At 40.4% G+C, this 13,822-nt stretch carries 13 protein-coding genes, 2 tRNA genes and 1 rRNA gene; 2 read left to right on the plus strand and 14 right to left on the minus strand.

Annotated elements, in window-relative coordinates:
• Positions 1 to 175: 175 nt before the first annotated feature.
• The 13 genes from ASL19_RS03670 to ASL19_RS03725 form a co-directional block, all read right to left on the minus strand.
• The gene (locus ASL19_RS03670; protein WP_057177339.1) at positions 176 to 1,048 is read right to left on the minus strand and encodes a DUF6671 family protein; all 873 of its coding nucleotides are present in this window, start codon (positions 1,046 to 1,048) and stop codon (positions 176 to 178) included.
• Between the two features lie 53 nt (positions 1,049 to 1,101).
• The gene (gene hemJ / locus ASL19_RS03675; protein ID WP_006276739.1) at positions 1,102 to 1,713 is read right to left on the minus strand and encodes a protoporphyrinogen oxidase HemJ; all 612 of its coding nucleotides are present in this window, start codon (positions 1,711 to 1,713) and stop codon (positions 1,102 to 1,104) included.
• 66 nt (positions 1,714 to 1,779) lie between these two features.
• Positions 1,780 to 2,643: an alpha/beta fold hydrolase gene (locus ASL19_RS03680; protein ID WP_006276738.1), complete on the minus strand. Its 864-nt coding sequence runs from the start codon at positions 2,641 to 2,643 to the stop codon at positions 1,780 to 1,782.
• Positions 2,644 to 2,665: 22 nt separating this feature from the next.
• Positions 2,666 to 3,085: an 8-oxo-dGTP diphosphatase MutT gene (mutT, locus tag ASL19_RS03685; RefSeq protein WP_006276737.1), complete on the minus strand. Its 420-nt coding sequence runs from the start codon at positions 3,083 to 3,085 to the stop codon at positions 2,666 to 2,668.
• Positions 3,086 to 3,206: 121 nt separating this feature from the next.
• Positions 3,207 to 3,554, minus strand: coding sequence for a DUF760 domain-containing protein (locus ASL19_RS03690; RefSeq protein WP_006276736.1), 348 nt, complete (start codon positions 3,552 to 3,554; stop codon positions 3,207 to 3,209).
• Positions 3,555 to 3,783: 229 nt separating this feature from the next.
• Positions 3,784 to 4,740: an RNA polymerase sigma factor, RpoD/SigA family gene (locus ASL19_RS03695; protein ID WP_040008653.1), complete on the minus strand. Its 957-nt coding sequence runs from the start codon at positions 4,738 to 4,740 to the stop codon at positions 3,784 to 3,786.
• Positions 4,741 to 5,356: 616 nt separating this feature from the next.
• Complete coding sequence (gene carB / locus ASL19_RS03700) at positions 5,357 to 8,608, minus strand: carbamoyl-phosphate synthase large subunit (protein ID WP_057177340.1); 3,252 nt, start codon at positions 8,606 to 8,608, stop codon at positions 5,357 to 5,359.
• Positions 8,609 to 8,819: 211 nt separating this feature from the next.
• On the minus strand, positions 8,820 to 9,875 hold the full coding sequence (locus ASL19_RS03705; RefSeq protein WP_057177341.1) for an energy transducer TonB: 1,056 nt from the start codon (positions 9,873 to 9,875) through the stop codon (positions 8,820 to 8,822).
• Between the two features lie 147 nt (positions 9,876 to 10,022).
• Positions 10,023 to 10,361 carry a cytochrome c6 PetJ gene (gene petJ / locus ASL19_RS03710; RefSeq protein ID WP_057177342.1) on the minus strand — a complete coding sequence of 113 codons (339 nt, stop codon included), beginning with the start codon at positions 10,359 to 10,361 and terminating at the stop codon, positions 10,023 to 10,025.
• Positions 10,362 to 10,475: 114 nt separating this feature from the next.
• The gene (locus ASL19_RS18900) at positions 10,476 to 10,673 is read right to left on the minus strand and encodes a helix-turn-helix domain-containing protein (protein ID WP_072149081.1); all 198 of its coding nucleotides are present in this window, start codon (positions 10,671 to 10,673) and stop codon (positions 10,476 to 10,478) included.
• Between the two features lie 92 nt (positions 10,674 to 10,765).
• A complete protein-coding gene (gene rpsN, locus ASL19_RS03715) occupies positions 10,766 to 11,068 on the minus strand; it encodes a 30S ribosomal protein S14 (RefSeq protein ID WP_006276731.1) in 303 nt (100 codons plus the stop codon).
• Between the two features lie 149 nt (positions 11,069 to 11,217).
• A tRNA-Thr gene (locus tag ASL19_RS03720) sits at positions 11,218 to 11,289 on the minus strand.
• A 31-nt stretch (positions 11,290 to 11,320) separates the two neighbouring features.
• A tRNA-Tyr gene (locus ASL19_RS03725) sits at positions 11,321 to 11,406 on the minus strand.
• 96 nt (positions 11,407 to 11,502) lie between these two features.
• Here ASL19_RS03725 and ASL19_RS03730 point away from each other — a divergent pair.
• Positions 11,503 to 11,844: a hypothetical protein gene (locus tag ASL19_RS03730; RefSeq protein ID WP_235528923.1), complete on the plus strand. Its 342-nt coding sequence runs from the start codon at positions 11,503 to 11,505 to the stop codon at positions 11,842 to 11,844.
• A gap of 150 nt (positions 11,845 to 11,994) precedes the next feature.
• On the opposite strand, the gene ctpC is transcribed toward ASL19_RS03730, so the two are convergent.
• Positions 11,995 to 13,260: a carboxyl-terminal processing protease CtpC gene (ctpC, locus tag ASL19_RS03735; protein WP_057177343.1), complete on the minus strand. Its 1,266-nt coding sequence runs from the start codon at positions 13,258 to 13,260 to the stop codon at positions 11,995 to 11,997.
• Positions 13,261 to 13,729: 469 nt separating this feature from the next.
• Here ctpC and ASL19_RS03740 point away from each other — a divergent pair.
• Positions 13,730 to 13,822, plus strand: a 16S ribosomal RNA gene (locus tag ASL19_RS03740); the annotation flags it as partial.

Below are 13,822 nucleotides of genomic sequence, written 5' to 3' on the forward strand. Positions count from 1 at the left end.
TTAAAAGTTTCAAGAGGGGGCTTTATTCTGATTTTCTGGGCATTGCTATAGAGACTAAGTAGGGAGGCACAATTATTTGTAGGATGGGTCGAGTAACGAGACCCATGGGGGTGTTGGGTTTCATACTTCAACCCAACCTACGTTCATCTTATATTTAATTCCATCCACCTACTGATTAGGGATTACAATATGGACATAATCCAGGATCGGCAAAAAATTTACCATCGGGATATAACTTCTCTTCTATAAAATTACACTTTTGACATTGGTAAATTACTCCCATAGTTAATGAGGTAGGTTGACCACAACTTTCACATGGTAAACCTTGAGTTCTGTCGGTAATACTAAATCCAGGTGTACCACATTGAGGACAACAACTGTAAATTTTTTCCACCAAATCCTGAGTAGCTTTTGCAATGTTGTTCATGCGGGTGGGATTATAAAGCGCTCGCATATCAGTCTCTATATGTAAATTACCATGGGGAGAATTATTTAAGGCAAAATTTACAGATTCATATAGCTGTTCTTGAGTGGTGATACCTTTAATAATTTCAGGATCTTGCCCATTGGAAGATTCAAACCAAACCACTAAACCATGGTCAGGAAAACCAACTTTAGCAGCAAATTTTTGTGCTGCTTCAAAACTATTGATCACCAAATGATTAAAATTAGTCTCTGTGGAAAACACCTCTCCCACAATTTGTAAGTCATTTTGTTGATCTAAAAGTAATACAATTTCTCTATTGGCATAAATATAAGGAAAATTAGGATGAGGCACAAAACTACCCTCACTTCCTATACCTATAGTTTCCCCAGTCATTTCCATTGCTTTTTTGGCTTTTAATTTAGCTGTGACTATTTGGGTATCTGGACGTTTTATATCTCTGGTAAACGTACCAAATTGATCGGTATTAAAGTTTGGGGGAACGACAACTTCTAGCCCCAGTTGCTTTTTTAATAATGGAGCAATGACATTTTCTTTATGGTGCATGGTTGCCAAAACGGCTACCCGATTGATAAATAAACTATTTAATAATTCTTGGGACATATTACTTTAGATGATTTCATTACTCCCCATTTCCCCCCTTTTTCTACCTCAGTCTAATTTTGGACTTGGGGAATCTGATCAGTTGGATTGTTTTGATTAACTTGATTCATTTGCACTAGTAACTTTTCTTTATTTCGTCTGCGAATTTTGGCATATATCTGAATACTAGCAGCCATCAAAATCACTAATCCAAAAATTACCCAAGCAGTAATATCAGTGGGGAGATTATTTTTGAAAATAGCCAACATGACAATAATAACTAGTAGCAAAGTTGGTGCTTCATTTAAAGCTCTTAGTTGCTGTCCACTCCATTTGCACTCATTTGCAGCCAACTGTTTCATCAATCTACCACAGTAATGATGATAAACTAATAAAATACCTACAAACCCCAACTTGAAATGCAACCAGGTTTCGTGAAATAGATCAAGATTGGTATAAAGAATGCCACCCGCCATAGCTAAGGTGACGATCATTCCGGGGATGGTGATGATATGATAAAGACGTTTTTCCATGATTTCATACTGATTTTTCAGTATGGTCTTAGCCGGTTCAGGTTCTTGATTGGCCTCAGCGTGGTAGATAAACAACCGTACTAGATAAAATAAACCAGCAAACCAGACTACAAACCCAACAATATGAAATGCTTTAAACCAATAATAAGCCATAAGTTCTCAATCACTCCGATTCAAGTTACAGACAATTGTAGATGATTGTATAATTAGTCTACCTGATCAGGATTTTTGTGACTGGGTATTGGTCAAGCGCACAAAGGCTAATAAATCCTGTAAAATCACCTCGTGGTAATGCTCTTGAGGATAATGACCCACATTGTTAAGTTTTATGATTTCAACATCGGGTACAGATTGAGCAAAACTCTCCGCCAGTTCTACAGACAACCAAGGATCAATAGCTCCCCACTGCACTAAAATCGGTTTTTGCCATTTCTGAAATCCCATTTCGATTTCTTTGGTTACTGCATCCAGTTGTAAGTTTCTAATGGTTGATAACAAGCTCCTTCCCGAAGCGGAGGTTTTTAAAAACGGTTTTCTATAAATGTCCAAATCTTTGTCTTCGATGCGATAACAGCTACCGCTTTCTAAGGTTCTATCCACTAATAAGGGGTCTTGAGTTATTATTTCCCCTGCTATGGGTAAACCCATTTGTCGGATTTTCCATGGAAGTTTGGCACTAGTGCCAATGGGGGTATTTAAAATAACAATGTTGGCAATTTTCTCAGGATGACGTAAAGCATATTGAAGTCCCACCGAACCCAAAAACCCCTGCACCACTAAGGAGAATTTTGGTAAATCAATGGCTTGAACAAAGTCTTCTAGGGCGTGAATAAATGCTTCCGGTGTGTAAGCAAAATCCTGCTTTTCAGGTTTACCTGAAAAACCATAACCAATCCAATCGGGAGCAATTGCTTTTGTCCCTTGTGCTGCTAATGCTGGTATAATATTTCTCCAGCTGTAACTTTGGGAAACTATACCATGTAGCAATAATACGGGTAATAGATTGCTCTTGCCCATGGGTTCAGCTTGTCTATAAAACCATTCTAGTGAGTTTACTGTTATTTTATGTTCTGTTATTGACATTTAATTTGAGAATTGGCGAATATTATCTGTTTAAAGCTGCAATAATCTGTCCGTTTGCAGCAGGAAATTCAAACTGCTCTAAATCATCTAAATTGACCCAACGGAATTCAGCACACTCTAAGGTCTGGGGAGTACCATCCAGGTAGTCACAATGATAGACCCTCAAGGTGACCTGCAGGTGGGAATAGGTATGGTCAATGGTTATCAAATGTTCTCTCACGGCAATTTTAATGCCTAATTCTTCCCTAATCTCCCGCACTATACAATCTTGGATGGTTTCCCCTTCCTCCATTTTCCCACCAGGAAACTCCCATAGATTGGCCATGGACCCTGTGGGTAACCGACGGTCAATTAAAATTTGTTTTTCCTGATTCCAAATCACCCCAACCCCAATAATTTTATGGGGAAGAATGGTGTTCTGTTGAGGGTTAGGAGTTGTCATATTTAAAAACTAAAATCTAAAATATAGTAGTTTTTTATTTTGGTTTAAGTGGGTGGGTGGAATTAAATATAAGATGAACTTAGGTTGGGTTGAAGTATGAAACCCAACGCCCACAGGTGTATTATTCCTTGTTGTCGCTTTTACTTGTTTCAGTTTTATCCAGGGACAGATCAAAGTTCATCCTCTGCTCCGCATTACGTAAAAAATAACCACTGATCATTGCTGAAGCAAGCAATCTACCCAAGTTTTCCTTACTGGTGGTAATGGCAATTCCAAAGTGTTCTGAGGGTAAATTACCCAGTAGTCCCACAATGTTGCGCTCCATCACCTGAAATACTTCTGAGGATGTAGGTTTAGACAGTTGATTTACTGCTTCAGGACTCAAAGACTTAACGTATTGCCATAAGAGGTTACTGTTCTCAACTTCACCATGAAAAAACTCGGATACTTCCCTAGGTTGGTTACTCACTGCTGCTCTCCTTTGCTACAACTACGTAATCTGATAATTGATACCTAAATAATTAGCCAGTTAACGGTTTTGTATCTGAAATGATAAAAAATTTAGGCTTACGACCTGACACTTAATATAACAGGTTATTCTGAATCTGGAAATTAGGTTTAACCGTACAAAAATTAGATCAGTTGTCCGAACAGGGTTGGTAAATGGCGAAGTCCCATATCCAATCCCTGTCTTCCACTTAACTAACAAGATATTCACTCATGCTAGTTTTACATCTACGCAGTCTTGTTAAGGCTTCTCTTTCAATTTGTCGCACCCTTTCTCGACTAATATTCAACACCTCTCCAATTCTGGCCAAGGTCATAGACTGACCGTCTACCAAACCAAAACGCAGTTTAATTACCTCCCTTTGCTGGGGAGTAAGATGGGTCATCATCCGATCTAATTCGGAAGATAGGGAAGATTGAATCACATAATCTTCCGGTGACGCACCCGGGTCTTCTAGCATTTCTCCCAGTTCAGTGTCGTAATTATCCCCTAAACGTAAGTCCAGGGATAAGGGTAGGCGAGCTTTTTCTAAACAGTCCCTCACTTGTTTAGGTGTTATTTCCAGCTCTTGAGCAAGTTCAGCTATACTGGGTGACCTTCCCAAGGTTTGTGATAAATACCTTTGGGCTTTTTTGATTTTGTTGAGTTTTTCAGTAATGTGTATGGGCAGTCTAATAGTCCTGGCTTTTTCTGCAATAGCACGAGTAATTGCCTGACGTATCCACCAATAAGCATAGGTGGAAAACCTATAGCCTTTACTGGGGTCAAACTTCTCCACGCCCCGCTGCATCCCTATACTACCCTCCTGAATTAAATCAAGTAGGTCTACATTACGCTTAATATATTTTTTGGCTACAGATACTACCAGACGTAAATTGGCTTCTACCATCTTACGTTTAGCAATTTCCCCCTGACCCAGCAACCGATTTAATTCTTGTGGATCTAACTGCGCTGCTTTTGCCCACTCTTCTAAACTTGGCTGACGGTTTAACTCTTGAGCTAGATTATCTTTTGTCTCATACAATGCTGTGGATTTTTGCACCTGTTTACCATAATAAATCTCCTGTTCATGGGTTAAAAGTGGTACTTTGCCAATCTCCCGCAGGTAAGTCCGCACTATGTCCGTGGGTGTTTGAGCGGTTTTCATGGCGTTACTGTTTAATGATGCTAGGTTTGCTGGTAGTGTCATTAGCTAATGCCTTACTATTTTACAACTCGGGTAAACTGGGAAACCATCTCAAGTTTTGTAACTTATACACCCGATCAGGTCGGTTGTTGATATCAACTCGATAGAGGCTTTTTAACTGTTAGAGTTTATGGTGATTTATTGGTACTGAAAAGTACATATAAACTACATACAATGTTTTAAGTAATCCGTCAAATATTTTTACTTGATGTGATTATTACGAATTGTAACTTTTATGAGAAAAGTTGACTACCGGGAAACCCGAACTTTTTTGGTTTTATAGAGTACGGTTAATTTACCCAAAAGAGGACAAAGGCGAACTAGAACGCTTTCTCAATAATCATTTTTAGCTATTAACTCCCCTCCTGAGCGTTCCAGTTGGATTTACATTATAAATCGCCACATAATTGTTAATATCTCTCAATAATAACCATATTAATTTACCCATATTGATAAACGGTTACCAATATGGGTCATTTCTAAATCCCAGTTATGCCCACCTCCACCTATAGGGGGGTGAGCCCCTGCAATTACGCCATTAACTCTCCTTGATGTGGAGACTTGGGAAGATAGGTTTTTAAAAAGAGTACTCCTGAATGGTTTTGACATCCAAGCTTATATTCTGTAAAGAGCGAATAGCAGCTACGGTTGCTTTTGCACCCGCTATGGTGGTAATTATAGGTATCTTATACCCTAATGCTGTACGTCTAATCAATTGTCCATCAGTACGGGCTTCTTGTCCTGAAGGTGTGTTAATGATTAACTGAATTTGTCGGTTTTTAATGGCATCCAGCACATGGGGACGACCTTCATGCAGTTTAAGAATGGTCTCAATTTGTAGACCCTGTTCCCTTAGAAATTCACTGGTTCCCTGAGTAGCAATCACCTTAAAGCCTAGCTGAATAAATTCTTTGATCACTTCCACTACTAAGCTCTTGTCTCGATCGCTCATAGATACAAACACAGTACCTTGGAGTGGTAATTTTTCCCCTGCACCCATTTCTGCTTTAGCAAATGCTCGCCCAAAATCAACGTCAATACCCATTACCTCACCGGTTGAACGCATTTCCGGTCCTAATAGGGTATCTGTACCAGGGAATTTATTAAAGGGTAAAACAGCTTCCTTAACTGCTATATGTTGGGGAATAACTTCTTGGGTAAAGTTTAATTCTTCGAGTGTTTTACCAGACATAATTAGGGATGCCAATCTAGCCAAGGGAACTCCTGTAGCTTTAGAGACAAATGGCACCGTACGAGAGGCACGGGGATTGGCTTCTAAAATGTAAACCTGGGGAGAATAGCTACTAGCACCCACAACGGCAAACTGAATGTTCATTAAGCCGACTACTGATAAGGCTTTTGCCAGTTCTACAGTCCAAGTTCTAATTTGGTTCAAAACCGCAGGGGAAAGAGAAATGGAAGGGAGGGAACATGCCGAGTCTCCTGAGTGAATACCCGCCTGTTCAATGTGCTCCATAATGCCCCCAATCACTACTCTCCCTTGATGATCGGCGATCGCATCTACATCAACTTCAATGGCATTTTCCAGGAACTTATCAATGAGGATAGGATGTTCTGGCTCTACTTGAACTGCAAAGCTCATATATCTTTCTAATTCTGAGTCAGAGTAAACTATTTCCATAGCTCTTCCTCCCAGAACGTAACTAGGACGAACTACCACTGGATAGCCAATGCGCTTGGCTACAATTAATGCATCTTCATAACTTCTGGCTATACCATTAGCTGGTTGGGCGATTTTTAGTTTTTCCAAAATCTTTTCAAATCGCTCGCGATTTTCCGCCATATCAATAGAATCGGGAGATGTTCCCCAAATACGGGTAACTGTGGATGGGGATTTCTCCAAGTATTCTTGTAGGGGGACTGCTAACTTGAGAGGAGTTTGTCCACCGAACTGAACAATAATACCCACTGGATTTTCCGCTTCAATAATGTTGAGAACATCCTCCTTGGTCAGAGGTTCAAAATATAGGCGATCGCTGGTATCATAATCTGTAGAAACCGTTTCTGGATTAGAATTAACCATAATGGTTTCATAGTTGGCGGATTTTAAGGCGTATGCTGCATGACAACAACAATAATCAAATTCTATTCCCTGACCGATGCGGTTAGGTCCACCACCTAAGATCATTACCTTAGGCTTATCAGTGGGTAGAATTTCAGTTTCCTCCTCATAGGTGGAATAATAATAGGGTGTAAAAGCCTCAAACTCCGCTGCACAGGTATCCACAGTCTTATAAACTGGAATTACACCCAATTGTTTACGATATGCTCTAACCTCATCCTCCTTAGTTTTGGTGCAGAAAGCAATTTGGCGATCGCTAAAACCATTGCGTTTAACCTCATACATCTGCACCTTTGTCAGTTGTTGTAGAGGTGTGCGTTTCAAGAACTTCTCAGTTTCCAGAATTTGGTGCAATTTATCCAAAAACCAGGGGTCAATAGCAGTCAATTCATAAATTTCCTCATTGCTCAGACCCAACTGCATAGCGTGACGTAGGGCAAAAATCCTTTCAGGATTGGGGGTACGTAATTGAGCGCGAACCTGTTCTCCACTGGGTAGCTTTTCCGCTTTATCTGCTCCCCATCCAGCACGACCAGTTTCCAAAGAGCGTAAAGCCTTTTGGAAAGACTCATTAAAAGTTCTGCCAATAGCCATTGCTTCACCCACAGACTTCATTTGAGTAGTTAATACCGGATCTGATCCAGGGAACTTCTCAAAAGCGAACCGGGGAATCTTAGTCACCACATAGTCAATAGTAGGTTCAAAAGAAGCGGGGGTTTTTTTGGTAATATCATTTTTAATCTCATCCAAAGTATAACCCACAGCCAATTTAGCGGCCATTTTAGCAATAGGAAATCCAGTAGCTTTAGAAGCTAAAGCGGAACTACGGGATACACGGGGGTTCATTTCAATCACCACCACATCCCCATTTACAGGATTGACAGCAAATTGAATATTAGAACCCCCCGTTTCTACCCCTATTTCCCGGATAATCTTAATTGCCATATCCCGCAATCGTTGGTATTCCTTATCCGTTAGGGTTTGAGCTGGAGCTACAGTAATAGAATCCCCAGTATGTATCCCCATAGGATCTAAATTCTCAATAGAACAGATAATTACCACATTATCTGCTAGGTCTCGCATTACTTCCAACTCATATTCTTTCCAACCCAGTAAAGACTGGTCAATTAAAATTTGTGACACAGGACTAGCATCAATACCCACCTGGGCCATCAATTCAAATTCTTCCTTATTGTAGGCAATACCCCCACCAGTACCCCCCATGGTAAAAGCTGGACGAATAATTAAGGGGTAAGATCCTATTCTCTGTGCGATCGCCTTTGATTCTTCCAAACTGGATGCTGTACCACTGGGACAAACATTCACGCCAATTTTCTCCATGGCGTCATTAAACAATTTTCGGTCCTCAGCTTTTTCAATTGCTGGTAATTTGGCACCAATCAGTTCAACATTATACTCTTCTAAAACGCCATTCTTAGCCAAAGCTACGGCAATGTTTAAAGCAGTTTGTCCACCCATGGTAGGGAGCAGAGCATCAGGACGTTCTTTAGCTATAACCTTAGCTACCATTTCCGGTGTTAAAGGTTCAATATAGGTGCGGTCTGCTGTTTCTGGATCGGTCATAATAGTAGCAGGGTTAGAATTGACTAGTACTACTTCAAAACCCTCTTCCCGTAAAGCTTTACATGCTTGAGTACCTGAGTAATCAAACTCACAAGCCTGACCAATCACGATTGGACCAGAACCTAACAGAAGTATTTTGTGGATATCTTGACGACGGGGCATAGTTTTTACTTTAGATCGGGAAAATACAAATCTTGACTATTATGAACTAACTGTTAACAAAATATATGGAAAATACATAACATAATATGGAAAATACATAACACATAGGAAGTTAGAATTTCCTCGTGTTAGGTGTGCGATACACAGAAAGTTGAAATCAGGCAAGTTTCAGCGTGTGATTTTGAAGTGTATTAAATTCTATTAAATTTTATTAAGGTTTAAGCACAAAGTTAACTGTTGTTCTTACCCCTCTTCTACCCCCCTCCAAAGGTCTTAACTTCCATTCTTCTACCCCCTCCCTAGCAGCTTCATCCAGCTCATTATCACCACTGGGACGATCCACAATTACAGAAGTAATATTACCATTACTATCTGCGTCCAGAATTAAATGAACAGTAGTTTTTGTGCCACTTCTACCCCGCCTTTTAGCTCCCTCCGGATATTTGAGGGGTGGACATCGGATACAATCCACACGACTTAGAATGGCACCGCTGTTGGGACTCGCTTTAGGGGTTGGTGTCTCCTCTATCTTTCTTGTATTCTCCACCCCATCACCATTTCCAATCCCATCACCATTCCCAACCCCATCACCATTCCCAACCCCATTACCTAGTGGTGTTTGGGGAATATTATTTGCATCAGTTCCACCGATGGGTGTATTGTGAGCGTTTCCATCGCTGACGGTTGTTGGCTGTGCGATCAGTAACTTAGTGTTAGTGATACTTGTTACTACAGGTTGTGTAGTTTCTGTTTGTATAACTTTGGGTATTGGTAGTTGAGGATTTGGTCTGATCTGATCTCTCACTTTAGTAGTAGGAGCAATTTTTGACCCTACTCTTCTTGTTGTGACCCGAGGAATAGTTGAACTCAGTGGATATTTGACAACAGAATCCCCCGTATTTAAATTCTTAGGTTCAGGAATAGGATTATCCATCCTAGGAAAAGTGGCCCTGGGCATGAGAACCTTAAAGTTTTTATTACCAGTGATCTTTCCACTACTTAGACTACCGGATTTGCTCTCAGTTGGTGAGATTTTCATTTCTGGTGGTTTGGTCACTGTTTCCTTTATAGGTTCAGGTTCCTCAATAATTTCCAGTTCAACTACCTGTGGATTCTCTTGTTTAAATTTCCGTAATAATTCACCAAAAACTAATCCTATCAAACCAATATGTATTACGAAAGAGGCCATGACACTGTACATCAAAAAAGATTTTAGTGACCTGGCTTCTTTTTCTCGCTGTTTGAGAACTATCCTTGAAGATGCCATACTTAAATATTAAACTTCCTAGCTCTGAAGAGACAGAGATTTGTTGAATAGTTCATAAATGTGATCTCCTAGGCTGACACAAGTGCCAATAGGAGATGTTTGAGCGAAGAATACCGTTAATGGTAATTTAGTTTACTAGCAATAAACTTACTTCTTCCAGCCTTCATCCGCTTGTTCTAGTACATAGGCTGCCACATTCTCAATTTGAGCAGATTTTAGTCTCTTACCGAATGCTGGCATAGCACCTTTACCCTTTGTAACCTGAGAAACAATGGCTTCCTGGGAGTACATGTCATACTTTTCTAAAGCCTCTTTTTTGAGTGTCTTAGCTGCATTGACTAAGTTTTTACCACCAAGATGACATTGGGCACAATTAGCTTTAAATACACTTGCTCCAGCTTCTGCATCCACTGCTAAAGCTGAATTGCTGAAGGCAAGTGTGAAAATTGCAATACCCAGTAGTAATACGGAAATAATTCTCTTCATGTGTTTTCTCTTTACAGCAAACTTGGATTTCGGAGTTAATGGAAATTTCCTCGTTTATTTTATTGGTCCTGTTTTCCATTAGTCAAACGACAGATGGTCAAACTTAGGCTGTCCTCAGGATGTATAAGTGAGTTTATGAGTGGCATCTCTCCGGATGCTTGACACGTTAGCTTGAGTTTTAGCCAGTTCAAAAATAGCCTTAGCGCGATTCTTAGAACCAAAGTTGTAATTATGTCTAGTTACTCCGCAATGTTGACGGAATAGAGTCTCCTGTTTGTTATTGGGTTTTAATTCCCAACATACCCATGACAAAACCAGTCGGTTGAAAACCGACTTGAGCTTTGATCCAGGACTATCCTAAGACATGGGTAACTGCTTGAGCTATATAATGAGATAGTCCCCGATTACCAACTAGACTTGACAACTCCAGGTAATAAACCTTGATGTGCCCATTCTCGAAGAACGTTGCGAGATAGTCCAAAGTCCCGATAAACACCTCTAGGACGACCAGTCAACCAACAACGGTTTTGACGACGGGTAGGTGCGCTGTTGCGTGGTAGTTGTTGAATTTTTCGGTGCACCTCTAGTTTTTCCAGAGGTGATTCTGTAGTTCTAAACTCTTCCAACAGTGCTTCTCGTTTGGCAGCATACTTTGCTGCTAACCCAGCGCGTTTTTTTTCGCGCTCAATCATGCTCTTTTTAGCCATAAAAATCCAATTTATTAAAAGGCCGCATTCCCTATATTACATCCTACATCTACAGAAAGTCTCTATCAAGTCAAATAAAATTCAAATTTATCAAAATTTGTGGTCTAAAAACATCGTCTTTGATGACTTCTAATTCTTTAGCTATTTTAAGCCCGTGACGAGGATTGAACTCGTGACCTCACCCTTACCAAGGGTGTGCTCTACCACTGAGCCACACGGGCAAACCATAGTATGCTTTTACGTTTAATTAAGTGGTGGGCCGGGCTAGATTCGAACTAGCGTAGGCGCAAGCCAGCGGATTTACAGTCCGCCTCCATTAACCGCTCGGACACCGACCCTTTCTGTTCCACTTTTACTAAGTTAGCAGCACTTTTTGATTTTGGCAAGGGGTTAGGAAAAATTTTTTCTGGCATAGTGAAATAGCTGAGCCATAGTTGACCTCTCCCCGCTCTAATTGGTATATTAGCCGTTCAGTCCACAATTTTGCCAATTCAACCACAATTGAAAACATGTCTATAGAAAATAATCCAGCTTCTGTGACCAAACAAGCCCTGGCTGCTCTTGCAAGTGCTATAGAGGCTCAAGGGCACAAGCGCGAGTATGCTGAGGCTATGGCAGCATCGATAATTTTTCAGGCTGATCTGGACCTGCGGAATGCTCAACTTGCTAATCTTTTAGGATGGCTCAAACAAGAGCATGAGGAAATTTATGAATCCGCCTTGAGTGTAGTTGAAAGCACTCGCCAGGAGTTTGAAAACCGAGTATCTAGAGGTTAAGTTCCTGATAATTTTATTCCACTGGCTCCACAGGTGATTTCCATATTATTTGTAGGATGGGTTGGCGATGGTATAACCGATGGGGGTGTTGGGTTTCATAGTTCAACCTAACCTACGTTCATCTTATATTTAATTCCACCCACCTACTTACTAAGGATTTTTAGCTATTTCCTTACCCAAAATATCTAATGCCTTAGCAAATTGGGGATCTTCTAGGGTTGCCAGCTTTTCCCGTTCCTTCACCCACAAATTTTGTCTTTGGGCATCGGTTAAATCTACAACTACATCGGGATCAATACCATGCTTATTAATATCTCTACCAGCGGGTGTATGGTACTTAGCAATAGTAACTGCTAGTCCCGATCCATCCCGTAAAGGACGGACTGATTGAACTAAACCTTTGCCGAAGGTTTGTGTACCCACCACCATTGCCCGTCTATTGTCTTGTAGGGCCCCAGAAAGAATTTCACTAGCACTAGCGGATCCTTTATCTACCAATACAACTAAAGGTTTACTAGTTAAAGCGCGATCTCTGGCGGATTCTCGTTGCTTTTCCCCTTGGCGGTCAATAGTAGATACAATGGTTCCCTTATCTAACCACATGCGAGCAATATCTATACTTGTATATAGAAGTCCACCCGGATTACCTCGTAAGTCTAATATATAGCCATCAACCCGATTAGCTTCTAAATTTTCAATAGCACCTCTCATTTCCTTGCTAGCATTGGCACTAAATTGATTAAGGCGAATATAACCAATATTACCTGCAGGGGTTTGTTTTTGAGAAAATTTAACTGGGTGAATTTCAATTCTGGCCCTAGTAATATCAAATGTTTTAGTCTTTCCATTTCGGGAGATTTTCAATTTGACCTGAGTTCCCGGTTCGCCCCGAATTAGAGAGACGGCCCGATTGGTATCCATACCTTGAGTGGTTTTACCATTAATTTCTAAAATTACATCTCTGGCCAAGATGCCCACCTTAAATGCTGGTGTATCTTCAATAGGAGCAATCACAACTAGTTGTTTAGTTTTTTCGTCTTGACTTATAGTTATGCCAATACCCGTTAGCTCACCGGATGTATCAACTTGCATATTTTTAAATTCATCCGGATCCATAAATCGAGTGTAGGGGTCTCCTAACTTTTTGAGCATTTCGCGAATTGACTTATAGGCTATTTGTTTATTACCATAGGACTTGCCTAAGTACTCTTGACGAACAGCTTGCCAATTGACCTGATTAAAACTACCGTCAACATATTGGCGGTTTACAATTTGCCAAACCTCATCTATCAGTTCCTTGGGACTGGACTGAAACAAGGCCTGACCACGGCAGTGAATACCAAGACCACCGACCACAATTGTAGAAACAGCCACAGCTGTAGCACTTAGAACAAGTCTACTTTTTGTAATTACCATAATGACAGTTATGCCAGGAGAAAAGTTGATTGTCACATGACTAACATAACACAGGATTGAGTTGACGCTCTACCGTACTGGAACGGGGGAGAATTGGCAGGCTATCGAAAGATTCCCAAACGGTTTTTAGTTATTATCCCTTTATATAGCGTTTTGTCCAAGTAGATATTAATTTGTGTTGATTCACTTTGCTATTGTTTTTTGGGGAAGATTTAGGCTGAAATTATTGTCATAACTGGGTTAGAGACTTTTTTAAAAAATCTCAAAAAACTACTTGACATTCCCAAAGATAGTTGTTAAATTATTTGGAGTGAGGCAAACAAGCCCCGCAACCGAACCGAGACAAAATAATACTTTGAAAGAGTAAAGACAACCATTCCTCGTCTAAGAAATTCAAGCTAACGAATTCTGGCGATGCAAAAGGATTCGTTAGTCAAATCATAATAGTAGAGCTAAAAGCAAACTTAACAAAACGGAGAGTTTGATCCTGGCTCAGGATGAACGCTGGCGGTATGCTTAACACATGCAAGTCGAACGGGGTGCTTAGGCATCTAGTGGCGGA

This window comes from Cylindrospermopsis sp. CR12 (genome assembly GCF_001432185.1).
Lineage (GTDB): Bacteria > Cyanobacteriota > Cyanobacteriia > Cyanobacteriales > Nostocaceae > Raphidiopsis > Raphidiopsis raciborskii.